Raw genomic sequence first — 24,697 nt, forward strand, 5'->3', positions numbered from 1 at the left:
CGAGGGCCCGCGGTACGCCGTGTGCCCGCGCTCCGGCGGTGGCAGGCCCCCGCCCGCGGACCTAGCGGATCGGCATCCCCGACAGGGTCCGTGCGATCACCAGCCGCTGGATCTCGCTCGTGCCCTCGAAGATCGTGTAGATGGCGGCGTCCCGGTGCATCCGCTCCACCGGGTACTCCCGCGTGTAGCCGTTGCCGCCGAGGATCTGGATCGCCTGGGCCGTGACCTTCTTCGCCGTCTCGCTGGCGAACAGCTTCGACATCGAGCCCTCGGCCGCCGTGAACTGCTTCCCGTTGACCGCCATCCAGGACGCGCGCCACACCAGCAGCCGCGCGGCGTCGATGGACGTGCGCATGTCCGCCAGCTGGAAGGCCACTCCCTGGTTGTCGATGATCGGCCGTCCGAACTGCTCACGCGTCTTCGCGTAGTCGAGGGCGACCTCGTACGCGGCCCGGGCCGTGCCGACGGCCATCGCGCCCACGGCCGGGCGTGAGGCCTCGAACGTGGCCATCGCCGCGTTCTTCACCCGCTCACCGCCCGCCCTCGCCCGCTCACGGGCCCGCGCCAGCCGCTCGTCCAGCTTCTCCTTGCCGCCGAGCAGACAGGAGCCGGGGACGCGCACGTTGTCCAGGACGACCTCGGCGGTGTGCGAGGCGCGGATGCCGTGCTTCTTGAACTTCTGCCCCTGGCCGAGACCGGGCGTGCCCGGCGGGACGATGAAGGACGCGTGGCCCTTGGAGCCCAGCTCCGGGTCGACGACCGCCACGACGACGTGGACGTTGGCGATGCCGCCGTTGGTCGCCCAGGTCTTGGTGCCGTTGATCACCCACTCGTCCGCGGCCTCGTCGTACACGGCACGGGTGCGCATGGAGGCCACGTCGGAGCCGGCGTCGGGCTCGGAGGAGCAGAACGCGGCGACCTTGACATCGTTGGCGTCGCCGTACATCTGGGGGATCCAGGTGCCGATCTGCTCCTCGGTGCCGTTGGCGAGGACGCCGACGGCGGCCAGTCCGGTGCCGACGATGGAGAGGGCGATGCCGGCGTCTCCCCAGAACAGCTCCTCCATCGCCATCGGGATACCGAGGCCGGTGGGGTCGAAGTACTGCTGGGCGTAGAAGTCCAGCGAGTAGATACCGACCTTGGCGGCCTCCTGGATGACCGGCCAGGGAGTCTCCTCACGCTCGTCCCATTCGGCGGCCGCGGGGCGGATGACGTCGGCGGCGAAGCCGTGCAGCCAGTCCCGGACCTCCTTCTGTTCGTCGTTGAGCTCCATGGTGAACTCGGCCATGTCCCCTCCAGCGGCGACGCACGTGCGTGTTACTTACGGTAACGCGAGTCTGTTACCCGCGGGTAGAGAAAGTCAACTCCCGATGACTGTCCGCCCGCCCGTTCGAAGACGGGAGCATCCTGGGTGTTAGTTTGCGCAGGCGTTACCTAATCAGCACGGGTGGGGAGAGCACATGGACACCACGCAGCGGACCGATCAGCAGCGGTCCGCCGACCGCCGCCGACGTGAGCTGCTGGAGGCCGCGGACAGAGTGGTGCTGCGCGACGGGCCGCAGGCCTCGATGAACGCCATCGCCGCCGAGGCCGGCATCACCAAGCCGATCCTTTACCGCCACTTCGGCGACAAGGGCGGACTCTACGCGGCTCTGGCCAAGCGGCACACGGACGCGCTGCTCGATTCGCTCCGTGCGGCGCTGGACGCGCCGGCGGACCGGCGGAAGCGGGTCGAGGCGACGCTGGACACGTATCTGGCGGCGATCGAGGCACGGCCCCAGGTGTACCGCTTCCTGATGCACCCGGCGGACGGCGGGCAGGTCGGCGATCCGGGGTTCGACGTCGGCAAGCACAGCGTGCCGTTGCTCCGCAGGATGGGCGAGGAACTGGCGCAGGTGATCGAGGACCGGGTGGATCTCGGGCCCGGGGGCCAGCAGTTGGCCCGGGTGTGGGGGCACGGGATCGTCGGGATGATGCATGCGGCGGGTGACTGGTGGCTGGGTGAACGGCCGTGCAGCCGGGCGCAGTTGGTGCGGTCTCTCGCCGATCTCCTGTGGGGGCGGCTCGCTGCCGCGGGCGACAAGGTGGGGGGTCCGGGATTCTGAGGTCGCTGGTCGGGTGCGGCCCGTCGGGGCTGTTCTGAGGTCGTTCGCCGGGTGCGGCCCGTCGGGGCTGTTCTGAGGTCGTTCGCCGGGTGCGGCCCGTCGGGGCTGTTCTGAGGTCGTTCGCCGGGTGCGGCCCGTCGGCGCTGATCGCCCTCCCCGCGCCCGTGAGAACCCCAGCCGCGGGCCGGCACGTGCCGCTCCGGCGCGGCGGAGCCGCACAGCAACCCCGCTCTCCTGAGGGGCGAACGCCTCACCGGCGCCAGGAAGCGCGCGCCACCTGCCGCATCAGCCTTCTGTGCCGCCAGCCACGCACGCGGTCCGCGTACACCGTGCCGGCCACGTGGTCGCACTCGTGTTGCAAGCACCTGGCAAAGAATCCCGTGCCGTCCACGGAGACCGGCTCGCCCGTCGCCGTGAAGCCCTCGACCACCGCGTGGTCGTAGCGCTCCGTGCCCGCCTCCAGGCCCGGCAGGGACAGGCAGCCCTCCGGGCCGCGGATCACGATGCCGTCCGCCGCCACCAGGCGGGGGTTGACCACATGGCCGACGTGCCGCACCTCGTCGTCGTCCGGGCAGTCGTACACGAACACCCGCAGGGACTCGCCGATCTGGTTCGCGGCCAGGCCCACGCCCTGCGCGGCGTACATGGTCGCGAACAAGTCCTCCACGAGTCGGGCGAGTTCCGGGCCGAAGTCGGCGACCTCCTCGCAGGGGGTGTGCAGAACGTCGTCACCGAGCAGGGTGAGGGGCCGGACGCGCCCGCGGGCGCCCGGGATCGGGCCGTGTCGCATGGCGGCAAGGGTACGGTCCTCCCTGTCACGCGAACGTCGCGCGGGCGCCGCGGGTTCGGGAGTGCGAATGGATCTCGATAGGCTGAGGTCCACACCACGTTGCCGGGGGCAGAGGCGCGGCGCGTACGCAAGGAGGATCGAGAACTGATGGCAGGCAACTCGGACCCGCTCTCGCCGCGGGCCAAGATCGCCGTGACCGCGGGCAAGGCGGTCGCGGCGGCATCGCGCGCCGCGGGGCGCGGCAGCGGTTCGGTGATCGGCGGCCGGGTGGCACTCAAACTCGACCCCGACCTCCTCGCCCGGCTCGCCCAGAATTTGGACGTGACCCTGGTCTCGGCGACCAACGGCAAGACCACGACCACCCGCCTGATCGCCGAGGCGCTGCGCGCCGCGGGTCCGGTCGTCTCCAACGCGCTCGGCGCCAACATGCCCGCCGGCATCACCTCGGCGCTCGCGGGCAGCTCGGACGCGCGCTTCGGTGTCATCGAGGTCGACGAGAAGTACCTCGCCGGCGTCGCCCGGGACACCGACCCCAAGTGCATCGCCCTGCTCAACCTCTCCCGCGACCAGCTCGACCGCGCCGCCGAGACCCGGATGCTCGCCGAGAACTGGCGGGAGGGCCTGGCCGGCTGCAAGGCCGTCATCGTGGCCAACGCGGACGATCCGCTGGTGGTGTGGGCCGCGTCCTCCTCCCCCAACGTGATCTGGGTCGCCGCCGGGCAGATGTGGAAGGACGACGCCTGGTCCTGCCCGTCCTGCGGCGGCGTGATGCAGCGCCCCGGCGACGACTGGTTCTGCGGCGAGTGCGGCTTCCGCCGGCCGACCCCGAGCTGGGCGCTCTCCGGTGACCACGTCCTCGATCCGCACGGCTCCGCCTGGCCGATCCACCTCCAGCTGCCGGGCCGCGCCAACAAGGCCAACGCCGCCTCCTCGGCCGCCGTCGCCGCCGTCTTCGGGGTGCCGCCGCAGGTCGCGCTGGAACGCATGTACCAGGTGCAGGCGGTCGCCGGGCGGTACGACGTGGTGCAGTTCATGCAGCGCGACCTCAGGCTGCTGCTCGCGAAGAACCCGGCCGGCTGGCTGGAGACGTTCAGCCTGATCGACCCGCCGCCGACCCCGGTGATCCTCTCGGTCAACGCGCGCGGCGCCGACGGCACCGACACCTCCTGGCTGTGGGACGTCGACTACACGCGGCTGACCGGCCACCCGATCTGTGTCATCGGTGACCGCAAGCTGGACCTCGCGGTGCGGCTGGAGGTCGCCAACCAGCACTTCCAGGTGTGCGAGAACCTCGACCAGGCCGTGCAGGCGTGCCCGCCGGGGCGGATCGAGGTCATCGCCAACTACACCGCCTTCCAGGACCTGCGCCGCCGCGTCGGCAACTGAGCACGGACTTCAGGGGACTTTTGTGAGCGACAACCAACTGCGGATCGTCTGGATCTATCCCGACCTGCTCAGCACCTACGGCGACCAGGGCAACGTCCTCGTCGTGGAGCGCCGGGCCCGCCAGCGCGGCCTCGACGTGGCCCGGCTCGACGTGCGCAGCGACCAGCCGATCCCGACCTCCGGCGACATCTACCTGATCGGCGGCGGCGAGGACCGGCCGCAGCGGCTCGCGGCCGAGCGGCTGCGCCGGGACGGCGGTCTGTACCGGGCCGTGGAGAACGGCGCGATCGTCTTCTCGGTCTGCGCCGGCTACCAGATCCTCGGCCACGAGTTCGTCAACGACCTGGGCCAGCGCGAGCCCGGCCTCGGCCTGCTCGACGTGGTCTCGGTGCGCGGCGAGGGCGACCGGTGCGTCGGCGACGTCCTCGGCGACGTCGACGCCCGCCTGGGTCTGCCCCCGCTGACCGGCTTCGAGAACCACCAGGGCGTCACCCACCTCGGCCCGACCGCCCGCCCGTTCGCCAAGGTCCGCCTCGGCAACGGCAACGGGACCGGTGACGGCACGGAGGGGGCCTACAACGACACGGTGTTCGGTACGTACATGCACGGTCCCGTGCTCGCGCGCAACCCGCTGATCGCCGACCTGCTGCTGAAGCTGGCGCTGGACGTCAACGCGCTGCCGCCCACCGACGACCGGTGGTACGAGGCGCTCCGCAGCGAGCGGATCGCCTCCGCGCAGCAGCCCGCGTGACCTCCTGCGGCTGCCGCGTCCGGGCGCGTACGAGGGACACCTCGGGCGCGCCCGTCGCGTACTTCAGAGGGAGTGGACAGGCGCGCTAGTACCGTCCGGGAGAGTCTTCACCGAGCCCGCCTGACGCCTCGACCGCTCACTTGTGCGGCCGCGTCCACCAGGCGGACGCCTGCTACGGAGCCACCCCCAGACGCCGATAAGGTGACCGGGTCCGACCGGACAGCGCGGTTCGGTCCCCGGCCCACGTCGAGAAGGTAGTTCGGGCTATGCGCATTGGTGTCCTCACGTCCGGCGGCGACTGCCCCGGCCTGAACGCGGTCATCCGGTCCGTCGTGCACCGTGCCGTCGCCGACCACGGCGACGAGGTCATCGGTTTCCGGGACGGCTGGAAGGGCCTCCTGGAGTGCGACTACCTCAAGCTCGACCTCGACGCGGTGAGCGGCATCCTCGCTCGCGGCGGCACGATCCTCGGTTCCTCCCGGGTCCAGCCCTCGCATCTGCGGGACGGTGTGGAGCGGGCTCGGGGCCACCTCGAGGAGCTCGGTCTCGACGCGGTCATCCCGATCGGCGGTGAGGGCACGCTCAAGGCGGCCCGGCTGATGTCGGACGCCGGTCTGCCCGTCGTGGGCGTGCCGAAGACCATCGACAACGACATCGCGGTCACCGACGTCACCTTCGGCTTCGACACCGCCGTGGGCGTGGCGACCGAGGCCCTGGACCGCCTCAAGACCACCGCGGAGTCCCACCAGCGGGTCCTGGTCGTGGAGGTCATGGGCCGCCACACCGGCTGGATAGCGCTGCATTCCGGCATGGCGGCCGGCGCCCACGCCATCGTCGTACCGGAGCGGCCCTTCGACATCGAGGAGCTGGCCCGCAGGGTCGGCGAGCGGTTCGAGGCGGGCAAGCGGTTCGCGATCGTCGTCGCGGCGGAGGGCGCCAAGCCGGCGCCGGGCACCATGACCTTCGACGAGGGCGGCAAGGACGTCTACGGGCACGAGCGGTTCGCGGGCATCGCGCGGCAGCTCTCCGTCGAGCTGGAGGAGCGGCTCGGCAAGGAGGCGCGGCCGGTGATCCTCGGGCACGTGCAACGGGGCGGGACGCCCACCGCCTACGACCGGGTGCTCGCCACCCGGTTCGGGTGGCACGCGGTGGAGGCCGTGCACCGGGGCGAGTTCGGCAGGATGACGGCGCTGCGCGGGACGGACATCGTGATGGTGTCCCTGGCGGAGGCCGTGGAGACGCTGAAGACGGTTCCCGCGGACCGGTACACGGAAGCGGAGTGCGTGCTCTAGCCGGGCTCCTCCTGGCATGGGCCGTGCTGCCCCCGGTCGCAGGCGCGACCGGGGGCGGTTCTAGTGTGGGGGCGGACAGACACGCACAACCCCCACGAATCAGGAGCCGGGCGGAATGGATCACAGCGGGCACGGCATGACCATGGATCTGCCGCCGTTCACGCTGGGGCGAGGACTTCAGTGGTCGGCCGACCCCTTCTTTCTCGTGGCCTGCCTGCTGGGGCTCGCGCTGTACGGGTGGGGGGTCGTGCGGCTGCGGCGGCGCGGGGACGCCTGGCCGGTGGGGCGGACGATCGCGTACGTGGCCGGGGTGCTGAGCATCGCGCTCGTGATGTGCACCGGGCTGAACGACTACGGCATGGTCATGTTCAGCGTGCACATGGTGCAGCACATGGTGATCAGCATGCTGTCGCCCATCCTGCTCCTGCTCGGCGCCCCGATCACGCTGGCGCTGCGCGCGCTGCCGACGGCGGGGCGCGGCCGCAAGGGGCCGCGGGAAGTGCTGCTGATGTTCCTGCACAGCCGTTACCTGCGGATCGTCACGCACCCCGCGTTCACCATCCCGCTCTTCATCGCGAGTCTGTACGCGCTGTACTTCACGCCGATCTTCGACTTCCTGATGGGGTCCCGGACCGGGCACATCGCGATGATGGTGCACTTCCTCGCCGTCGGCGTGGTCTTCTTCTGGCCGATCATGGGAGTGGACCCGGGCCCCAACCGCCCCGGTTATCTGATGCGGATGCTGGAACTGTTCGCCGGCATGCCCTTCCACGCCTTCTTCGGCATCGCGCTCATGATGGCGTCCGAGCCGATGGTCGAGACGTTCAGGAACCCGCCCGCCTCCCTCGGCATCGACGCTCTCGCGGACCAGAACGCGGCCGGGGGTATCGCCTGGGCGTTCAGCGAGATTCCGTCCGTACTGGTGCTGATCGCCCTGCTGTTCCAGTGGTACCGGTCCGAGCAGCGGCAGGCCAGGCGCACGGACCGGGCCGCCGACCGGGACGGCGATCAGGAACTCGAGGCATACAACGCCTATTTGGCCTCATTGAACGCACGCGGGCGTTAAGGGGCTTCTCATTCAGTAGCATGAAGCGCGTTGGGGGAACCGCAAGGGGGAGCGGTGATGACGCGTCACGCATTTATGCGAAGGCCCGCGAGAAAGATTGCGAGTCTGCTGGTTTTCGTTCTCGTTCTGAGCGGGTGTGACAGAGAAACACCCTTGTTGGTGGTGAAGGCGGTCGCGGCGGGCGTGCCCTCCCTCGCCCCGTTCTTCGACGAGAGCAGCGGACTCGGCACGGACGCCCAGGTCCGGTCGCGGCCCGTGCGCGGCGGGCTCCGGCAGGGCGACACACCGGGCCTGTACGGGGGCTCGAAACAGCCGACGGTCTGTGACGTCGCCCGGCTCGAACAGTTTCTCGCGGATCCTTCGAACGAGCGGAAGGCCGGGGCGTGGGCCCGCGCGCTGGACATCACCACGGACGGGATCCCGGATTATCTGGAACAGCTCACCCCTGTTCTGTTGCGCCACGACACTCTTGTGAAGAATCACGACTACAAGAGGGGAAAGGCCATCCCCTACCACTCCCTGCTCCAGGCCGGAATCGCCATTCTCGTGGACCAGCGGGGACTTCCTGCCGTGAAGTGCTCATGCGGAAATCCGCTGCGGCCTTTCGAGGGGGACACCAGCCGGATCTCCGTCGAGTTCGGGGACGGCAACAAGAAGTGGCGGGGATACGACGATTCCTCCGTGGTGGCCGTGCGGCCGGCCTCCCGGACCCTGGCCCGGCTCGCCCTCGTCGACGTCGAGGAACCCGCGCGGGGCATCAGCCGGCCGGTCGGAACGACGGGCGAGGACGACTCCACCTTCGACACCCGGCGGCGGCGTGCGGTGCCGGAGCTCGCGGGGACCACGTTCGGACACGCGAGCCGGCGACTGGCCGACACGGGACTGGCGGCGGGCTACGCCGGGACGGGGCTGCCCCCGGACGGGGCGAGGGTCACGGCGACCGACCCGCGGGCCGGGACCGAGCTGCGGTTCGGGGAGTACGTGACGCTGAGCGTGGCCGGGGACGGCTCCGGGGCTCCGCCGCCCGGGGACACCTCGGGCGACACGTCGAGCGGTTCCTCGGGCGACTCTTCGGGCGACACCTCCGGTGGGACGACCGCTCCCCCGGCGTCCGGGTCCTCCGGCTCGTCTACGCCGGCGCCGCCGCCGTCCGGCAGCGGGCCGGGGACTGTTCCGTCCGCTCCCTCGTCCGGGACGTCGTCCGCGCCCTCGTCCAGTGCCTCGTCCGGTACACCGCCCGGGCCGGAGCCGCCGGTGTCGAGTCCGCCGCCGGACACCGGACCGTCGTCGGGCCCTGCCCCCGGCTCCGGGCCCGCCTCGCCCCCGTCGGACGCGCCGCCCGACTCCGCGCCTGCGGACGGTCCGCCTCCGGAGGTGACCAGCGCGCCCCCGGAGGTCACCGGCACGCCTCAGCCGGACGACCCGGTCACGAGCAGCGCACCGCCTCCGCCTCCGCCGAGCGAACCGGTCACCAGTGATCCAGTCACCGGTGATCCGGTCACCAGCGAACCCGCGAGCAGTGCGCCGGCCACGAGTGGCCCGGTGAGCGGCGAGCCGGCCGTCGGCGCGCAGACGTAGCACCTCCGTAGACCCGTAGAACCCGGGAGTCACCGGATGCCCTCAGGATCACCGACGTCGGGAGTGGGCCGGGTCGTCGCCGGCCGCTATGTGCTGCTGGACCGGCTCGGCAGCGGCGGGATGGGCCATGTCTGGCTCGCCCACGACCAGAGGCTCGCCTGTGAGGTCGCGCTCAAGGAGATCGTGTTCCGCGACCCGGCCGAGGCCGGTCAGGAGCGGGAGGCGCGGGTCGCCCGCGCCCGTGCGGAGGCCCGGCACGCGGCCGGGCTGCGCGATCATCCGCATGTGGTGACCGTGCACGACGTGCTGGAGCACGAGGGGCTGCCGTGGATCGTCATGGAGTACGTGGCGGGCGCCGTGGACCTGCGCGATCTGGTCGAGACGCACGGGCCGCCGGCCCCTGCCGAGTGCGCCCGCATCGGGCTGGCCGTGCTGGACGCGCTGACCGCCGGGCACGAGCGGGGGGTGCTGCACCGGGACGTGAAACCGGCGAACATCCTGCTCGCGCCGGACCGCACGGGAGCGCCGTACGGGCGGGTCCTGCTCATGGACTACGGCATCTCCGTGCGGCCCGACGCCGGTGAGACCCGGTACACGATGGCGTCCGTGCTCGTGGGCACGGCCGGGTATCTGGCGCCCGAGCGGGTCACCGGCGGGGCGCCCACCCCGGCGGCCGACCTGTTCTCGCTGGGCTGCACCCTCTACCACGCGGTGGAGGGGCTGGGCCCCTTCGAGCGGGAGTCGCACCTCGCCGAGATCACCGCGGTGGTCATGGAGGAGCCACGGCCGGCCGAGCGGGCCGGGGCCCTGGATCCCGTCCTGCGGGCGCTGCTGGAGAAGGACCCGGACCGGCGGCTGACGGCGGCGGAGACCGAGTCCGCGCTGTCCCGGATCGTCACTCCGCAGCCGGAGGCGCACGCCCGCACCCGGACGGACCTGGGGTCGCAGCCTCCGTGGGCGGGCCTGTCCGCGCCGCCGAGGGATCCGTGGGGGCACGGAGGGCCGGCCTCACAGGCGGAGGGATACGGACCGGGCGGGCCAGGACCCGGGCCGGCCGGGGAGCCGTACGCGGTGCCGCACGACCTCCGGCCGCCTCTGGCGCCGTCGGCCGGGCCCGGCCGGCGGCGCGAGCGGTCGCACGCGCTGCGGGCCGTCGTCGCCTGCGGGCTCGGGCTGGCCCTCGCCCTGGGCGGGGTCTGGTACGCCACGGCCGACCGGTCGGGTGACGGGTCCGGCACGGGGAACGGGCAGCCGTACGGTGAGGTCGTCGGGCTGACGAAGCCGCTGCGCCAGGGCGACTGCGTGCTCGCCGACTGGGCGGGCGCCGCCCGTTTCCGGGGTGTGCCCCGGCTGGCGCTGGATCCCACCTGCGCGGACCAGGCGCCGGACGGGCAGGTGCTGGCCCTGGTGGAGGCGGCGTCGGCCGGGGAGGCGCGGCGGCTGGGGCCGGCCCGGTGCGAGGAGCGGACCCGGGAGATCCGGGAGAAACTCGCCGACGTGCGGGCTTTCGCCGTGGTGCCGACCGACGAGGGGTTCCGGGCGGCCGGGCGACGCACCGCCTGTCTGGTGCTGGGCGCGCACGGGCCGGTCCACGGACCGCTGGGCGATCACCGGAGGCCCGGCTCGGCCTTCGCGGACACGGCGACCATGCAGAAGCGGGACTGTCTGGACGTCCGCTCCAACCGGGACGCCCGGCTGGTGTCCTGCGCCGGGCCGCACGACGAGGAGGTGCTCGGGTTCACCCGTCTGGGCGCCGACGTGACGCTTCCCGAGGCGCGCACGGAGTCGGACGTGGCGTGCGGGCGTGAGGTGCCGCCGGGTGACTACGGGTTCGATCCGTCGGTGTACCGGGCGGGCTCCTGGACGAGTGAGGGGCCCTGGAAGAACGGCACACATTTCGTCGTGTGCACCGTGCGGAGGCAGAACGGGGGCACCATGGAGGGAGTCGGACCATGAGGAGGGTGTCGCGATGCCCGGTTCCACGGACAGCTCGACGAAGACGATGGGGGTGCTCACCGTCGGCGGACTGGTCGCGGTGACCGCCTACACGGTGGCGCTCGGCAGCAACGGCTGGCTGTGGTTCGGCTGGGTCGTGCTGGGGCTGATCACCCTCGGGATGGTGGCCACCCGCAGCACGTGACCGCCACGAGCCGCCCGGGACCGCCGGTCCCGGGCCGAGCCCGGGTCCGGCGGGGCGCCGGACGGTCGTCGGGCGGGGCGGACGGCCCCGGCCCGCGGATGACCGTCAGGCACCGGTGAGGCGGCTCGCGGAGTGCACCCCCGGCTGGTACTTCGGCAGCCGGGCGGTGATCTTCATGCCGGCGCCGACGGCCGTCTCGATGACGAGGCCGTAGTCGTCCCCGTACACCTGGCGGAGCCGGTCGTCGACGTTGGACAGTCCGATCCCGCCGGACGGGCTGACCTCGCCCGCGAGGATACGGCGCAGCAGGACGGGGTCCATGCCGGCGCCGTCGTCCTCGATGACGACGAGGGCCTCGGCGCCGGCGTCCTGTGCGGTGATGCTGATGTGGCTCTTGCCCGCGACCACCGCCTTGCCCTCCAGGCCGTGCTTGACCGCGTTCTCGACGAGCGGCTGGAGGCAGAGGAACGGCAGGGCGACCGGCAGCACCTCGGGGGCGATCTGGAGGGTGACCGAGAGCCGGTCGCCGAAGCGTGCCCGTACGAGCGCCAAGTAGTGGTCGATGGCGTGCAGTTCGTCGGCGAGCGTGGTGAAGTCGCCGTGTCTGCGGAACGAGTAGCGGGTGAAGTCGGCGAACTCCAGCAGCAGTTCGCGGGCGCGTTCGGGGTCGGTGCGGACGAACGAGGCGATCACCGCGAGCGAGTTGAAGATGAAGTGCGGGGAGATCTGGGCGCGCAGGGCCTTGATCTCGGCCTCGATGAGGCGGGTACGGGACTGGTCGAGGTCGGCGAGTTCGAGCTGCACGGACACCCAGCGGGCGACCTCTCCGGCCGCCCGCACCAGGACCGCGGACTCGCGCGGCGCGCAGGCGACCAGGGCACCGTGGACGCGGTCGTCGACGGTGAGCGGGGTGACCACGGCCCAGCGCACCGGGCAGTCGGGGGTGTCGCAGGTGAGCCGGAAGGCCTCGCCGCGGCCGGTCTCCAGGGGACCGGCGAGGCGTTCCATGATCTCGGCGCGGTGGTGGCCGCCCACGCCGTCCCAGACGAGGACCTCTTCCTGGTCGGTGAGACAGAGCGCGTCCGTGCCGAGCAGGGTGCGCAGCCGGCGGGCCGACTTGCGGGCGGTCTCCTCCGTGAGGCCCGCCCGCAGCGGGGGCGCGGCGAGGGAGGCGGTGTGCAGGGTCTCGAAGGTGGCGTGCTCGACGGGCGTGCCGAGTCCGCCGAGGTGCTGCGGGCGCGCGGTGCGCCGGCCGAGCCAGAAGCCCGCGGCCAGCAGCGGCAGGATCGCCACGCACAGCCCCGCCAGGAATCCGCTCACGCCTTCACCTCCGTGCGCAGTTCCTCCGGCAGGTGGAAGCGGGCCAGGATCGCCGCCGTCCCGGCCGGTACCCGTGCCGCCGTCGCCAGGGACACCAGCACCATGGTGAGGAACGCCAGCGGCACCGACCAGAGCGCGGGCCAGGCGAGCAGGGCGTGCAGCGGGCCGGTGCCCGGGAAGCCCGCCATGGTGGCGGCCACGGCGGCGAACGCGGAGCCGCCGCCGACCAGCATGCCCGCCGCCGCGCCCGGCGGGGTCAGCCGCCGCCACCAGATGCCGAGGACGAGCAGCGGGCAGAAGGAGGACGCCGACACGGCGAAGGCCAGCCCCACCGCGTCGGCGACGGGCAGCCCGCCGGCCAGGAGGCTCGCGGCGAGCGGTACGGCCATGGCGAGCACCGTGCCCAGCCGGAAGTGCCGTACCCCGCGCGAGGGCAGCACGTCCTGGGTGAGCACGCCCGCGACCGCCATGGTCAGCCCGGAGGCGGTGGACAGGAACGCGGCGAAGGCCCCGCCGGCGATCAGCGCGCCGAGCAGGTCGCCGCCGAGACCGCCGATGACCCGCTCGGGCAGCAGGAGGACGGCGGCGTCCGCGTCGCCGGTGAGGGTGAGTTCGGGGGCGTAGAGCCGGCCGAGGGCACCGTAGACGGGCGGCAGCAGGTAGAAACCGCCGATCAGGGCGAGTACGGCGACCGTGGTGCGGCGGGCGGCGACGCCGTGCGGGCTGGTGTAGAAGCGGACGACGACGTGCGGCAGGCCCATGGTGCCGAGGAAGGTGGCGAGGATCAGCCCGTACGTGGCGTACAGCGGGCGTTCCTCGCGGCCCGCGGCCAGGGAGGTCGACATGCCGCCGTCGCTGCCGCGGTCGGCGGCCGGGACGGCGGCGCCCCGGTCGAAGGCGAGCCGGGTGCCCTGCTCGACGCGGTGGGTGCCGGCCGAGAGCCGCAGCCGCTCGTCGTCGTACGGGCGGCCGTCGACGGTGCCGCTCACCGTGACCGTGAGCGGGGCGGCCAGCTTGAGGTCGAGGCCGGTGTCGACGCGGACGGTCCGCTGTTCGCGGAAGGTGGCCGGTTCCTCGAAGGCCTGCCGGGGTGCCCCGTCGCCCTGCCAGGCGAGGACCAGGAAGAGGGCGGGGACGAGCAGGGCGGTGAGTTTGAGCCAGTACTGGAAGGCCTGCACGAAGGTGATGCTGCGCATGCCGCCGGCGGCGACGGTGGCGACCACGACGGCCGCCACGATCACTCCGCCGAGCCATCCGGGCGCCCCGGTCAGCACGGTCAACGTCAGTCCCGCGCCCTGGAGCTGGGGCAGCAGGTACAGCCAGCCGACACCGACGACGAAGGCGCCCGCGAGCCGCCGTACCGCCTGGGAGGCGAGCCGGGCCTCGGCGAAGTCGGGCAGCGTGTAGGCGCCGGAGCGGCGCAGCGGGGCGGCGACGAACAGGAGCAGGACCAGATAGCCGGCGGTGTAGCCGACCGGGTACCAGAGCATGTCGGGGCCCTGCACCAGGACCAGGCCGGCGATGCCGAGGAAGGAGGCGGCGGAGAGGTACTCGCCGCTGATGGCGGCCGCGTTCAGGCGGGGGCCGACGGTGCGGGAGGCGACGTAGAAGTCGGAGGTGGTGCGGGAGAGGCGCAGGCCGAGGGCGCCGACGAGGACGGTGGCGACGACGACCAGGGCGACGGCGGGGACCGCGTAGTTCGAGTTCATCCGCGTTCAGTTCACCGGTCTTCGACGAGGCGCACGAAGTCCCGCTCGTTGCGTTCGGCCCGGCGCACGTACCAGCGGGCGAGCAGGACCAGCGGGGCGTAGAGGCCGAAGCCGAGGACGGCCCATTGCAGGCGGCGGGCGTCCGGCATCGCGGCGAACAGCAGCGGGAGCGGGCCGATGAGCAGGCCGAGGACCGCGAACACCGCGAGGGCGGCGCGCAGTTGGGTGCGCATCAGGGAGCGGACGTAGGTGTGGCCGAGGGTGGTCTGTTCGTCGATCTCGGTGCGCGGGCGGTAGTAGCCGGAGACGCGGCGGGTGCGCCGGGGCGGGCCGGTGACGACCACGCGGCGTTCGGTGGGGTTCTGCGGCATCGTCACGTCCTCCTCATCAGCAGGTCCCGCAGTTCGCGGGCGTGGCGACGGCTGACCTGGAGCTCCTCGGAGCCGACCAGGACGCTCACCGTGCCCGCGTCCAGGCGGAGTTCGCCGATGTGGCGCAGGGCGACCAGATGGCGGCGGTGGATGCGGACGAAACCGCGGGAGCGCCAGCGCTCCTCCAGCGTGGACAGCGGGATCCGGACGAGGTGGCTGCCCCGGTCGGTGTGCAGGCGGGCGTAGTCGCCCTGGGCCTCGACGTGGGTGATGTCGTCGACGGAGACGAACCGGGTGACGCCGCCGAGCTCGACGGGTATGTGGTCGGGGTCGGGCTCGTGCACGGGTATGCGGGGGCCGGAGTCGCTGCGCTCGGCGGCCCGGCGGACGGCTTCCGCGAGCCGCTCCTTGCGCACGGGTTTGAGGACGTAGTCGACGGCCTTGAGATCGAAGGCCTGGACGGCGAAGTCCTCGTGCGCGGTGACGAACACCACCAGCGGCGGCTTCGCGAACCCGGTGAGCAGGCGGGCCAGGTCCAGTCCGTCGAGGCCGGGCATGTTGATGTCGAGGAAGACGACGTCGATCGCCTCGGGCCCGTCCGGCCCCGACTCCAGCGCGCGGTTGATCCGGCGCAGTGCCTCGGTCGCGTCACCGGCGCCCTCCGCGCTGCCGATGCGGGGATCGGCGTTCAGGAGGTAGAGCAGTTCCTCCAGCGAGGGGCGTTCGTCGTCGACAGCCAGGGCGCGCAGCATGAGGGTGGAGTGTAGGAGCAATTCGTACGCCTGGACATGTGCCCAGGTGTGGACCTCGTGCCAGGTAGGGTGCCCTCCCCGTGCTGGATACAGTGCGCGCATGAACAGCAGGCCCGCGCCCTTCGACGAGCTCGACCGGAAGATCCTCACCGCGCTGATGGCGAACGCCAGGACCAGCTTCGCCGAGATCGGCGCGGTGGTCGGGCTGTCCGCGACGGCGGTCAAGCGGCGGGTGGACCGGCTGCGCGACTCGGGGGTGATCACCGGGTTCACGGCCACGGTGAAGCCGTCGGCGCTGGGCTGGCGTACGGAGGCGTACGTCGAGGTGTACTGCGAGGGCGCGGCGCCGCCCCGGCGACTGGCGGAGGTGGTCCGCAACCATCCGGAGATCACCGCGGCCATGACGGTGACGGGTGGGGCGGACGCGCTGCTGCATGTGCGGGCGCGGGACGTCGAGCACTTCGAGGAGGTGCTGGAGCGGATCCGGGTGGAGCCGTTCATCCGGAAGACGATCAGCGTGATGGTGCTGTCCCACCTCCTGCCGGACAGCCCGGAGGCGGGTGCCAGCCAGCCGGCGCCGGAGGAGACGCCGGCCCGCGCAACAGACGTGCGCTGAACCGGCCGAAGACGCAGCGTTACTGCGTGGACACGCAAGTCCTGTTCCTTGTCGGCCGTGTCCGGCACTTCCTACCGTGGAGTCACCCCCTCTCGACACCGCAGGAAGCGGAGGAACCCCTCTGTGACCGATACCCGTGTGCCGCGCCGACGGCGTTTTCTCGTCTGCGAACCCAGACACTTCGCCGTGCAGTACGCGATCAATCCCTGGATGCGACCCGACACCCGCGTCGACGTCGACCTCGCCCAGGAGCAGTGGCAGACACTGATCCGCGCCTACCGGTCGCACGGGCACAGCGTCGACGTCGTGGAGCCGGTCCCCGGCCTGCCGGACATGGTCTTCGCCGCGAACTCGGCGGTCGTCGTCGACGGCCGCGTCTTCGGCTCCCTCTTCCACGCGCCCGAGCGCCGCCCCGAGTCCACCCACTACGAGACCTGGTTCAAGACGGCGGGCTACGACGTGTACCGTCCCGGCTCCGTCTGCGAGGGCGAGGGCGACCTGGTGTGGACGGGCCGGTACATGCTGGCCGGCACCGGGTTCCGGACGGCCCGTTCGGCGCACCGCGAGGTCCAGGAGTTCTTCGGCCACCCGGTGATCAGCCTGACGCTGGTGGACCCGTACTTCTACCACCTGGACACGGCCCTGTTCGTCCTGGACGGCGGGCACGAGGGGAACATCGTGTACTACCCGGAGGCCTTCTCGCCGGGCAGCCGCGAGGTGCTCGCGCGGCTGTACCCGGACGCGGTGCTGGCCACCCGTGACGACGCGATGACGTTCGGCCTGAACTCCGTCTCCGACGGACGCCATGTCTTCATCGCCCCGCAGGCGGAGGCCCTCGCCTGCCGCCTCACCGACCGCGGCTACGTCCCCGTCCCCGTCGACCTCTCCGAGTTCCAGAAGGCCGGCGGAGGCATCAAGTGCTGCACCCAGGAGATCCGCTCATGACCGCACCCGTCCGTACGCGTACCTCCGCCGACCTGATCCGCGCCGAGGAGCCGGTGCTGGCGCACAACTACCACCCGCTGCCGGTGGTCGTCGCCCGTGCCGAGGGCGTCTGGGTGCAGGACGTCGAGGGCCGCCGCTACCTCGACATGCTGGCCGGTTACTCGGCGCTCAACTTCGGCCACCGGCACCCCGCGCTGGTCGAGGCGGCCCACGCGCAGCTCGACCGCCTCACCCTCACCTCACGCGCCTTCCACAACGACCGGCTCGCCGAGTTCGCCGAGCGGCTCGCGGAGTTGACCGGGCTGGACATGGTGCTGCCCATGAACACCGGCGCGGAGGCGGTGGAGAGCGGGATCAAGGTGGCCCGCAAGTGGGCGTACGAGGTGAAGGGCGTCCCCGCCGACCGGGCGACGATCGTCGTCGCGGCGGACAACTTCCACGGCCGGACGACGACGATCGTGTCGTTCTCCACGGACGAGACGGCACGGGCGGGCTTCGGCCCCTTCACTCCGGGTTTCCGGATCGTGCCGTACAACGACCTGGCCGCGCTGGAGGCGGCGGTCGACGAGACGACGGCCGCGGTGCTCATCGAGCCCGTCCAGGGTGAGGCGGGTGTGGTCGTGCCGGACGACGGCTACCTCACCGGCGTGCGTGAGCTGACCCGCCGCGAGGGGTGCCTGTTCATCGCGGACGAGATCCAGTCGGGCCTCGGCCGCACGGGCCGGACGCTGGCCGTCGAGCACGAGTCGGTGGTGCCCGACGTCCTGCTTCTGGGCAAGGCGCTCGGCGGCGGCATCGTCCCGGTGTCCGCGGTGGTCGCCCGCCGGGACGTGCTGGGTGTCCTGCGGGCGGGCGAGCACGGGTCGACGTTCGGCGGCAACCCGCTCGCCGCCGCGGTCGGCACGGCGGTGGTCGAACTGCTGGAGACGGGCGAGTACCAGCGCCGGGCCGCCGAGCTGGGCACGCTGCTCCGCGACGGGCTGACCGCGCTGGTCGGCAAGGGGGTCGTCGGCTTCCGGGCGCGCGGCCTGTGGGCGGGCGTCGACCTGGACCCGGCCGTCGGCACGGGCCGCGAGATCGGCGAGCGCCTGCTCCACGAGGGCGTCCTCGCCAAGGACACCCACGGCTCCACCATCCGCCTGGCACCCCCGCTGACCATCACCGGGGAGGAACTCACGACGGCGCTGGGCGCGTTGGAGCGGGTCCTGGCCCGGGGCTGACGGCCCGGGCGGCGGGACTGCACTGCCGCCCGGGCGAGCCCGGCCCGAGGCCGATGCCCCGACAGCGGCGGGACTCCGCAGCCACCCGGGCAAGCCCGACCCGAGCCCGAAGCCCCGACAACGGCGGAACTCCGCAGCCACCCGGGCAAGCCCGACCCGACCCCGAAGCCCCGACAACGGCGGAACTCCGCAGCCACCCGGGCGAGCCCGACCCGACCCCGAAGCCCCGACGGCGGCGGAGCTGCGCAGCCGCCCGGGCGAGCCCGGCCCGAGGCCGATGCCCCGACGGCGGCGGGCGGAGAGGACTGCGGGTTGAGTGGGGCCTGCCCACCGTGACGCCCTGACGGCGGCGGGGAGCGGAGGCGGTTGCCGACTGGTCGGCCCGGCCCGGCCGCACGTTCGGCCGAGCCCTCTTCGACCTTCCTGCCGCCGCCTCGCGCGTCCCGGAGACGACCGGCACCTCCGGCGCGTCCCGGTCACCCGTCCCGTCGTACCGTCGTCGGCCCTCCGCTGCGGGGGCCGGTCGCCGGGACCGCGGGCCTGTGGCCCGGCGGCGACCGCACCGGTCCGAGCGCGGCCGTCCGGTCCGTCCCGCACCGCGGTGCCGCCGGCCGCTCCGGTCCGTCGCCGACCGGCCGGGGCGGGCGCGACGGGGAGCGTCCGCCTGGTGCGAGGCCGTGCGGTCTCGTCGTCGAGGGGCAAGATTGAGTCAAGTAGTGGTAGACCACTCTCAGCGACAGAGAGGTCGGCCGTGGGCACAGACGAGGAGCGCGATGACGCCCGTCGGCGGTTCGACGTGGCGGATGCCGCACCCCTGCTGCTCGACGCGGCGGGGAGGGTGACGAGCTGGAGCGCCGAGGCGCAGCGACTGCTGGCGTACCCGGCCGCCGAGGTGGTGGGCACGCGCCTGGCCGACCTGGTGTCCGCCGAGGACGCCGGGCGGGTGCCGGAGCTGGTCGAGCGGTGCCGCAGGAACGGCGGCTGGGCGGGCCTGCTGCGGGTGCGGCGCGGCGACGGGACGCCGGTCAGGGTGATGGCGCGGATCGCCTCCGCCCTGGAGGCCCGCGGCCCCTCGCGCTGGCTGGTGCTGCTGTCCGACATGGCCGAGGCCCCCGGCTGGGACATGCACCGCACGGTGCTGGAGCAGATGGTCGCCCGCTCCCCCATCGGCATCGCCGTGGTGGACACGGACCTGCGGTTCGTGTGGTCGAACGACGCCCTGGCCCGGTTCGGCGGCGGACCGCCGCAGGGCCGGCTCGGGCTGCGGCTCGCGGACGTGCAGCCGGGCCTGGACTCCGAGGCCGTGGAGGCGCAGATGCGGCACGTGCTGGCGACCGGGGAGACGGTCGTCGGCTACGAGCACGTCGGGCACGTACGGTCCGCGCCGCACCGCGAGACCGCGCACGTGCTGTCGTTCACCCGCCTCCAGGACGAGCGGGGTCACCCGATGGGCGTGTACTACACCGTCGTGGACATCACCGCCCGCCACCGCGCCCGGCAGCGGCTGGCCCTGCTCGACCGGGCCGGTGAGCAGATCGGCCGCACCCTGGACATCCTGCGGACCGCGCAGGAACTGGCCGACGTGGCCGTGCCGGAGTTCGCCGACCTCGTCGTGGTGGACCTGCTGGAGTCGGTGCTGCGGGGAGCGGAGCCCGCGCCCGGGCCGTGGGACGGGACGGCACCGGTGCGGCTGCGGCGGGCGGGACGGCAGGCGGCGGACCCGGACGTCACCCGGACCGTCGCCATCGGCGACGACGTCGTCTACCCGCCCGGCGCGCCCCCGATCCGCTGCCTGGTCAAGGGCCGCTCCTGGCGCGGGGAGCGCCTCGACCCGCTCGCCGAGGAGTGGGGCGCGGACTCCCCGGCCGCCCCGAAGGCCACCTTCCTGGACCTCGGCCTGCACAGCGTGCTGGTGGTACCGGTCCGGGCCCGGGGCGTCACCCTGGGCGTGACCACGTTCTTCCGGCGGCGCCACCAGGAGCCCTTCGACGAGGACGACCTGCACCTGGCCGAGGATCTCGTGTCCCGGGCGGCCGTGTGCGTGGACAACGCCCGCCGCTACACCCGTGAGCGGGACGCCGCCCTGGTCCTCCAGCGCAACCTGCTGCCGCACCGGCTGCCCGAGCAGTGCGCGGTGGAGGTGGCCGCCTGCTACCGGCCGGCCGACGAGCTGACCGGCCTCGGCGGCGACTGGTACGACCTGATCCCGCTGTCCGGCTCGCGCGTCGCCCTCGTGGTGGGCGAGGTCCCCGGCCACGGCATCGGCGCCGCCGCGGCGATGGGCGGCCTGCGGACCGCCGTACGGACGCTCGCGGCACTGGATCTGCCGCCCGATGAGGTGCTCGCCCACCTCGACGACCTGGTGGCGACGGCGGCCCGGGAGGAGGGCGCCGAGCCGGACCCGGCCGGAGCCGACAGCACGGGCGCCGTGGGTTCCGGGTGTCTCTACGTCATCTACGACCCCGTGGACGGGCAGTGCGTGATGGCGGCCGCGGGCCATCCCGCGCCCGCCGTGGTGCTGCCCGACGGGAGCGTCACGTTCGTCGACCTTCCGCAGGGGTCGCCGCTCGGCGCGGGCGGGCCGCCCTTCGAGGCGGTCGAGATGGCCCTGACGGAGGGCAGCACGCTGGCCCTGCACACCGACGGTCTGCTCGACCCCGGGCAGGGCCGGGCCGTCGACGCGGACCGGGAGCGGCTGCGCCGGGCTCTGCAACGGGAGGCGGCCTCGCTCGACCTGCGCTGCCGCGGCGTGGTGGAGGCGCTGGTCCCGGACCGTCCGCACGACGACGTGGCGCTGTTGCTGGCCCGGACCCGGCTCCTCGGTGACGACCAGGTCGCGGACTGGGACCTGCCCGTCGACCCGGCCGTCGTCGCCGAGGCGCGCAAGGCGGTGACCCGGCAGCTCACCGAGTGGGACCTGGCGGAGCTGGCCTTCACCACGGAGCTGGTGGTCAGCGAACTGGTCACCAACGCCATCCGGTACGGCGCAGGACCCGTGCGGCTGCGCCTGATCAAGGAACGGGCGCTGATCTGCGAGGTGTTCGACGGCGGTGCCACCGCCCCGCACCTGCGGCATCCGCGCACCACGGACGAAGGCGGGCGGGGGCTGCTGCTGGTCTCCCAGTTCACCCAGCGGTGGGGCACCCGCTTCGCCCCCGAGGGGAAGATCATCTGGGCGGAGCAGTCCCTGACGGATCCACCCGTATGACCGGATCCACCCGTATGACCGCGGACCGCGCATATCATGTGAAACTGGGTTGATCCCGGTGGCGAGAGCGGGAGCCATGAACGATGCGCTGATCGACTACACGGCGGTGTTCCAGGCCCTGCCCGGAATGGTGGCCCTGCTCACGCCCGAGCTGGTGTACGTCGACGTGAACGAGGAGTTCCTCCGCACGACCGGCCGCCGGCGTGAGCAGATGGTCGGCCGCCACCTGTTCGAGGTCTTCCCGGACAACCCCAACGATCCCGACGCCAACGGCATGCGCAATCTGGAGGCCTCGCTGCTGCGTGTGCTGGCCACCGGCGAGCGCGACGCGATGGCTCTCCAGCGGTACGACGTCGAGGACGTCGGGCGGCCCGGGCACTGGCAGGAGCGGTACTGGAGCCCGTGCAACGCGCCGATCCTCGGCCCGGCCGGGGAGGTGGTGCTGCTGGTGCACCGGGTGGAGGAGGTCACCGAACTGATCCGGGCGCGCGGCGGCCGGAGCACCGGCCGGACCCGGGTGCTGGAGGCCGAGTTGTACACCCGCGCCCGCGAGTTGCAGGAACTCAACGAGCGGCTGCGCCGGGCGCACGCCCGTGAACGGGAGGTGGCCCTGGCGCTGCAGGAGGCGATGCTGCCCGCCCACCGGCAGGTGGGCAGCCACCCGGCGGCCGTGCGCTACCGGCCCGCGGTCGGCGCGCTGAACGTGTGCGGCGACTGGTACGACCTGGTCGACCTGGTCGGCGGCCACCGGCTCGGGGTGGCCGTGGGCGACGTGGTCGGCCACGGGCTGGCGGCCGCCGGTGTCATGGGGCAGCTGCGCAGCGCGCTCAGCGCCACCTCCCGGGTCGCCGCGGGTCCGGCGCAGGCGCTGGACGTCCTGGGCCGGTACGCCCATGTGGTCGACGGCGCCGAATCGGCCACCGCGGTCACCACTTTCATCGACTTCGATCTCCGCACCATCACCTACAGCAGCGCCGGCCATCCGCCGCCGGTGCTGATGCACCCCGACGGCCGGGTGGAGTTCCTCGACCGGGCCACCGACCCGCCGCTCGACGCCCGTCCGGACCCGGTCCCCCGGCCGCAGGCCGTCACCTCGTACACCGACGGCGCCACCCTCGTGCTCTACACCGACGGGCTGGTCGAACGGCGCGGCGAGGACATCGACACGGGTCTGTCCCGGCTCGCCGACTCCCTCGTCCGCAACCGCGAGGCGGACCCCGAGACCCTCGCGGACACCGTCCTGCTGGAGCTGCTGCCCCCGGGGGGTGCGACCGACGACACCGCACTCGTCATCGTGCGGCTGTGAGAGGAAGCCGCTGTGAGAGGGAGTCGTGGTGAGAGGAGCCGCTGAGGGGGAACCGGTGAGAGGGAGTGGAGTGGCCGGACGGGAACGTGTCGGCGGGAGCCACCAAACGGAAACCCCCGTCGGGGCGAGTGCCAACGGGCCCTGCTGCGGGGCCGGGTGGCCGACCGGCCCCGGTTCCCCCCGTCCTCTCCTGCCCCTACACTGGCAGCCCCACAACACGCCGGTTGACCTGCTGGAACGCGGCGGTTGAGCCGATCCGCCGGAGTGAGGAGCGACCCGTTGTTCTATTACGTGCTCAAGTACGTGTTGTTGGGCCCCCTGCTGAGACTGGTCTTCCGACCCCGTATCGAAGGCCTCGAACATGTGCCGGACAGCGGTCCGGCGATCATCGCGGGCAATCATCTGTCCTTCTCCGACCACTTCCTGATGCCGGCCGTGCTGAAGCGGCGCATCACCTTCCTCGCGAAGGCCGAGTACTTCACCGGCCCCGGTGTCAGGGGCCGGCTGACCGCGGCCTTCTTCCGCAGCGCCGGGCAGATCCCCGTGGACCGGTCCGGCAAGGAGGCGGGGCAGGCCGCCATCCGTGAGGGCCTCGGCGTGCTGAGCAAGGACGAACTGCTCGGCATCTATCCCGAGGGCACCCGCTCCCACGACGGGCGGCTGTACAAGGGCAAGGTGGGCGTCGCGGTGATGGCGCTCAAGGCGCGGGTCCCGGTCGTCCCGTGCGCGATGATCGGCACCTTCGAGGCGCAGCCGCCCGGCAAGCGGATCCCGAACATCCACCCCGTGGTGATCCGTTTCGGCGAACCGCTGGACTTCTCCCGCTACGCCGGCATGGAGAACGAGAAGGCGATCCTGCGCGCGATCACCGACGAGATCATGTACGCCATCCTGTCGCTGTCCGAGCAGGAGTACGTCGACCAGTACGCGGCCGTGGCCAAGGCCGAGGCTGCCGCCGCGCGCACGGAGCGCGAACGCAGGTTCCCCCGGCTGCCGTTGCGTTGAGCCTGCGCTGCCGGCGGTCGAGCCTCTGCTGTCGGCGAAGACCCCTGGGGTACCGGCCCGCCCCGGCCGTACGGTCGGTCGCATGAGACGCGCAGTGGTGATCGGAGCGACGGGACAGATCGGGCGGGTGGCGGTGGGCGCGCTGGCCCGGGACGGCTGGGAGGTGACGGCGGTGTCGCGGGGCGGCGGACGGGACGCCGGCTGGCCCGGGGACGTACGGGTCGCGCGCGCCGACCGGGAGGACGAAGCGGCCCTGGCCGCGGCGGTCGGCGACGGCTGCGAGGTGCTGGTGGACATGGTCGCCTACGGGCCCGGGCACGCACGGCAGTTGCTGTCGCTGTCCGACCGCGTGGGCTCGGCCGTGGTGATCTCCAGCGTCTCGGTGTACGAGGACGACGAGGGCCGCAACTTCGACACGCAGGACGAGCCGGACGGCTTTCCCCGGTACCCGGTGCCGATCCCGGAGCGGCAGCGGACCGTCCGGCCGGGCGACGCCTCGTACAGCAGCCGCAAGGCGGGCCTGGAGCGGGACCTGCTCGCCGCGGGCGACCGGCTGCCGGTCACGCTGCTGCGGGCCGGCGCGATCCACGGACCGCACTGCCGGACCCCGCGGGAGCTGTACTTCGTCAAGCGCAACCTGGACGGCCGGCCGCGGCGCGTCCTCTCCTACGGCGGCGCGAGCCGGTTCCACCCGGCGAGCGTCCACACCCTCGCGGAGCTGGTCCGGCTGGCCGCCGCGCGGCCGGGCACCCGGGCGCTCAACGCCGTGGACCCCGACGCGCCGACGGTGGCCGAGATCGCCCGGGCGATCGACGCGGTGATGGGCGTCGAGCGGGAGGACGTCCTGGTGGACGGCCCGCCGCCGGCGCCCACCGTGGGGGCGACGCCGTGGTCGGTGCCGGTGCCGGTGGTCTGCGACATGGGCGCCGCCGAACGGGAGCTGGGCTACCGACCGGTGGCCCGGTACGCCCGGACGCTGCCGGACACCGTCGCGTTCATCGAACGGCGGCTGGCCGGACGGGACTGGCGGGAGGCGTACCCGAAGATGTCCGAGGCGTACGGCGACCTGTTCGACTACGCGGCGGAGGACGCGTATCTGGCGGCGCGGGACGTGTAGCGAGGGGGAGGGGGTGGCCG

Annotated in this window: 21 protein-coding genes; 15 read left to right on the plus strand and 6 right to left on the minus strand. The window is 72.9% G+C overall.

Annotation, left to right across the window (positions count from 1 at the left end; translation table 11 throughout):
* Positions 1–61: 61 nt before the first annotated feature.
* Positions 62–1,288, minus strand: a complete 1,227-nt coding sequence (locus tag QQS16_RS08525; RefSeq protein WP_286061013.1) for an acyl-CoA dehydrogenase family protein — start codon at positions 1,286–1,288, stop codon at positions 62–64.
* Positions 1,289–1,460: 172 nt separating this feature from the next.
* Here QQS16_RS08525 and QQS16_RS08530 point away from each other — a divergent pair, with 172 nt between their 5' ends.
* Positions 1,461–2,105 (plus strand): TetR/AcrR family transcriptional regulator, encoded by a 645-nt coding sequence (locus tag QQS16_RS08530; RefSeq protein ID WP_286061014.1) that lies wholly within the window; start codon positions 1,461–1,463, stop codon positions 2,103–2,105.
* A gap of 250 nt (positions 2,106–2,355) precedes the next feature.
* On the opposite strand, the gene def is transcribed toward QQS16_RS08530, so the two are convergent.
* The gene (gene def / locus QQS16_RS08535) at positions 2,356–2,895 is read right to left on the minus strand and encodes a peptide deformylase (RefSeq protein ID WP_286061015.1); all 540 of its coding nucleotides are present in this window, start codon (positions 2,893–2,895) and stop codon (positions 2,356–2,358) included.
* 147 nt (positions 2,896–3,042) lie between these two features.
* Between def and QQS16_RS08540 the strand changes: the two genes are divergently transcribed.
* The 7 genes from QQS16_RS08540 (at position 3,043) to QQS16_RS08570 (ending at position 11,108) form a co-directional block, all read left to right on the plus strand.
* Complete coding sequence (locus QQS16_RS08540) at positions 3,043–4,281, plus strand: MurT ligase domain-containing protein (RefSeq protein ID WP_286061016.1); 1,239 nt, start codon at positions 3,043–3,045, stop codon at positions 4,279–4,281.
* Between the two features lie 22 nt (positions 4,282–4,303).
* Complete coding sequence (locus QQS16_RS08545; protein WP_286061017.1) at positions 4,304–5,032, plus strand: type 1 glutamine amidotransferase; 729 nt, start codon at positions 4,304–4,306, stop codon at positions 5,030–5,032.
* A gap of 266 nt (positions 5,033–5,298) precedes the next feature.
* Complete coding sequence (locus tag QQS16_RS08550; protein ID WP_286061018.1) at positions 5,299–6,324, plus strand: 6-phosphofructokinase; 1,026 nt, start codon at positions 5,299–5,301, stop codon at positions 6,322–6,324.
* A 115-nt stretch (positions 6,325–6,439) separates the two neighbouring features.
* Complete coding sequence (locus QQS16_RS08555; protein ID WP_286061019.1) at positions 6,440–7,390, plus strand: cytochrome c oxidase assembly protein; 951 nt, start codon at positions 6,440–6,442, stop codon at positions 7,388–7,390.
* Between the two features lie 159 nt (positions 7,391–7,549).
* Positions 7,550–8,968: a DUF6777 domain-containing protein gene (locus tag QQS16_RS08560; protein WP_353479725.1), complete on the plus strand. Its 1,419-nt coding sequence runs from the start codon at positions 7,550–7,552 to the stop codon at positions 8,966–8,968.
* Between the two features lie 36 nt (positions 8,969–9,004).
* The gene (locus QQS16_RS08565) at positions 9,005–10,924 is read left to right on the plus strand and encodes a serine/threonine-protein kinase (RefSeq protein ID WP_286061021.1); all 1,920 of its coding nucleotides are present in this window, start codon (positions 9,005–9,007) and stop codon (positions 10,922–10,924) included.
* 13 nt (positions 10,925–10,937) lie between these two features.
* Positions 10,938–11,108: a hypothetical protein gene (locus QQS16_RS08570; protein ID WP_286061022.1), complete on the plus strand. Its 171-nt coding sequence runs from the start codon at positions 10,938–10,940 to the stop codon at positions 11,106–11,108.
* 105 nt (positions 11,109–11,213) lie between these two features.
* Here QQS16_RS08570 and QQS16_RS08575 read toward each other — a convergent pair whose 3' ends face one another.
* Genes QQS16_RS08575 through QQS16_RS08590 form a run of 4 tightly spaced genes read right to left on the minus strand, consistent with a single transcriptional unit; the run spans position 11,214 to position 15,260 of the window.
* Positions 11,214–12,428 carry a sensor histidine kinase gene (locus QQS16_RS08575; RefSeq protein WP_286061023.1) on the minus strand — a complete coding sequence of 405 codons (1,215 nt, stop codon included), beginning with the start codon at positions 12,426–12,428 and terminating at the stop codon, positions 11,214–11,216.
* Positions 12,425–14,137 carry a sodium/solute symporter gene (locus QQS16_RS08580; RefSeq protein WP_286061024.1) on the minus strand — a complete coding sequence of 571 codons (1,713 nt, stop codon included), beginning with the start codon at positions 14,135–14,137 and terminating at the stop codon, positions 12,425–12,427. The genes QQS16_RS08575 and QQS16_RS08580 overlap by 4 nt, the downstream gene beginning before the upstream one ends.
* 11 nt (positions 14,138–14,148) lie before the next feature.
* Entirely contained in the window at positions 14,149–14,508 is a 360-nt protein-coding gene (locus QQS16_RS08585; protein ID WP_286061025.1) for a hypothetical protein, read from the minus strand.
* Positions 14,509–14,510: 2 nt separating this feature from the next.
* Positions 14,511–15,260: a LytR/AlgR family response regulator transcription factor gene (locus QQS16_RS08590; RefSeq protein WP_286061026.1), complete on the minus strand. Its 750-nt coding sequence runs from the start codon at positions 15,258–15,260 to the stop codon at positions 14,511–14,513.
* 100 nt (positions 15,261–15,360) lie between these two features.
* On the opposite strand from QQS16_RS08590, the gene QQS16_RS08595 reads away from it, so the two are divergent.
* The 7 genes from QQS16_RS08595 (at position 15,361) to QQS16_RS08625 (ending at position 24,677) form a co-directional block, all read left to right on the plus strand.
* The gene (locus QQS16_RS08595) at positions 15,361–15,876 is read left to right on the plus strand and encodes an Lrp/AsnC family transcriptional regulator (protein ID WP_286061027.1); all 516 of its coding nucleotides are present in this window, start codon (positions 15,361–15,363) and stop codon (positions 15,874–15,876) included.
* Positions 15,877–15,999: 123 nt separating this feature from the next.
* Entirely contained in the window at positions 16,000–16,821 is an 822-nt protein-coding gene (gene ddaH / locus QQS16_RS08600) for a dimethylargininase (protein WP_286061028.1), read from the plus strand.
* Positions 16,818–18,041 carry an ornithine--oxo-acid transaminase gene (gene rocD / locus QQS16_RS08605; protein WP_286061029.1) on the plus strand — a complete coding sequence of 408 codons (1,224 nt, stop codon included), beginning with the start codon at positions 16,818–16,820 and terminating at the stop codon, positions 18,039–18,041. Before ddaH ends, rocD begins: the two co-directional genes overlap by 4 nt.
* A gap of 751 nt (positions 18,042–18,792) precedes the next feature.
* The gene (locus QQS16_RS08610) at positions 18,793–21,249 is read left to right on the plus strand and encodes a SpoIIE family protein phosphatase (RefSeq protein WP_286061030.1); all 2,457 of its coding nucleotides are present in this window, start codon (positions 18,793–18,795) and stop codon (positions 21,247–21,249) included.
* 76 nt (positions 21,250–21,325) lie between these two features.
* Entirely contained in the window at positions 21,326–22,555 is a 1,230-nt protein-coding gene (locus QQS16_RS08615) for a PP2C family protein-serine/threonine phosphatase (RefSeq protein ID WP_286061031.1), read from the plus strand.
* A 279-nt stretch (positions 22,556–22,834) separates the two neighbouring features.
* Positions 22,835–23,560, plus strand: coding sequence for a lysophospholipid acyltransferase family protein (locus QQS16_RS08620; RefSeq protein WP_286061032.1), 726 nt, complete (start codon positions 22,835–22,837; stop codon positions 23,558–23,560).
* Positions 23,561–23,642: 82 nt separating this feature from the next.
* Positions 23,643–24,677 (plus strand): NAD-dependent epimerase/dehydratase family protein, encoded by a 1,035-nt coding sequence (locus QQS16_RS08625; RefSeq protein ID WP_286061033.1) that lies wholly within the window; start codon positions 23,643–23,645, stop codon positions 24,675–24,677.
* The last annotated feature ends 20 nt before the right edge of the window (positions 24,678–24,697 follow it).

This window comes from Streptomyces sp. ALI-76-A (genome assembly GCF_030287445.1).
Classification (GTDB): Bacteria; Actinomycetota; Actinomycetes; order Streptomycetales; family Streptomycetaceae; genus Streptomyces.

Excerpts from the sequence above, each read along its gene's own strand:
- QQS16_RS08540 (WP_286061016.1), top strand. The coding sequence starts at position 3,043 with ATGGCAGGCAACTCGGACCCGCTCTCGCCGCGGGCCAAGATCGCCGTG.
- def (WP_286061015.1), bottom strand. The coding sequence starts at position 2,895 with ATGCGACACGGCCCGATCCCGGGCGCCCGCGGGCGCGTCCGGCCCCTC.
- QQS16_RS08585 (WP_286061025.1), bottom strand. The coding sequence starts at position 14,508 with ATGCCGCAGAACCCCACCGAACGCCGCGTGGTCGTCACCGGCCCGCCC.
- QQS16_RS08555 (WP_286061019.1), top strand. The coding sequence starts at position 6,440 with ATGGATCACAGCGGGCACGGCATGACCATGGATCTGCCGCCGTTCACG.
- QQS16_RS08595 (WP_286061027.1), top strand. The coding sequence starts at position 15,361 with ATGAACAGCAGGCCCGCGCCCTTCGACGAGCTCGACCGGAAGATCCTC.
- QQS16_RS08530 (WP_286061014.1), top strand. The coding sequence starts at position 1,461 with ATGGACACCACGCAGCGGACCGATCAGCAGCGGTCCGCCGACCGCCGC.
- QQS16_RS08615 (WP_286061031.1), top strand. The coding sequence starts at position 21,326 with ATGAACGATGCGCTGATCGACTACACGGCGGTGTTCCAGGCCCTGCCC.
- QQS16_RS08580 (WP_286061024.1), bottom strand. The coding sequence starts at position 14,137 with ATGAACTCGAACTACGCGGTCCCCGCCGTCGCCCTGGTCGTCGTCGCC.
- rocD (WP_286061029.1), top strand. The coding sequence starts at position 16,818 with ATGACCGCACCCGTCCGTACGCGTACCTCCGCCGACCTGATCCGCGCC.
- QQS16_RS08525 (WP_286061013.1), bottom strand. The coding sequence starts at position 1,288 with ATGGCCGAGTTCACCATGGAGCTCAACGACGAACAGAAGGAGGTCCGG.
- QQS16_RS08625 (WP_286061033.1), top strand. The coding sequence starts at position 23,643 with ATGAGACGCGCAGTGGTGATCGGAGCGACGGGACAGATCGGGCGGGTG.
- QQS16_RS08550 (WP_286061018.1), top strand. The coding sequence starts at position 5,299 with ATGCGCATTGGTGTCCTCACGTCCGGCGGCGACTGCCCCGGCCTGAAC.
- QQS16_RS08590 (WP_286061026.1), bottom strand. The coding sequence starts at position 15,260 with ATGCTGCGCGCCCTGGCTGTCGACGACGAACGCCCCTCGCTGGAGGAA.
- QQS16_RS08565 (WP_286061021.1), top strand. The coding sequence starts at position 9,005 with ATGCCCTCAGGATCACCGACGTCGGGAGTGGGCCGGGTCGTCGCCGGC.
- QQS16_RS08570 (WP_286061022.1), top strand. The coding sequence starts at position 10,938 with ATGCCCGGTTCCACGGACAGCTCGACGAAGACGATGGGGGTGCTCACC.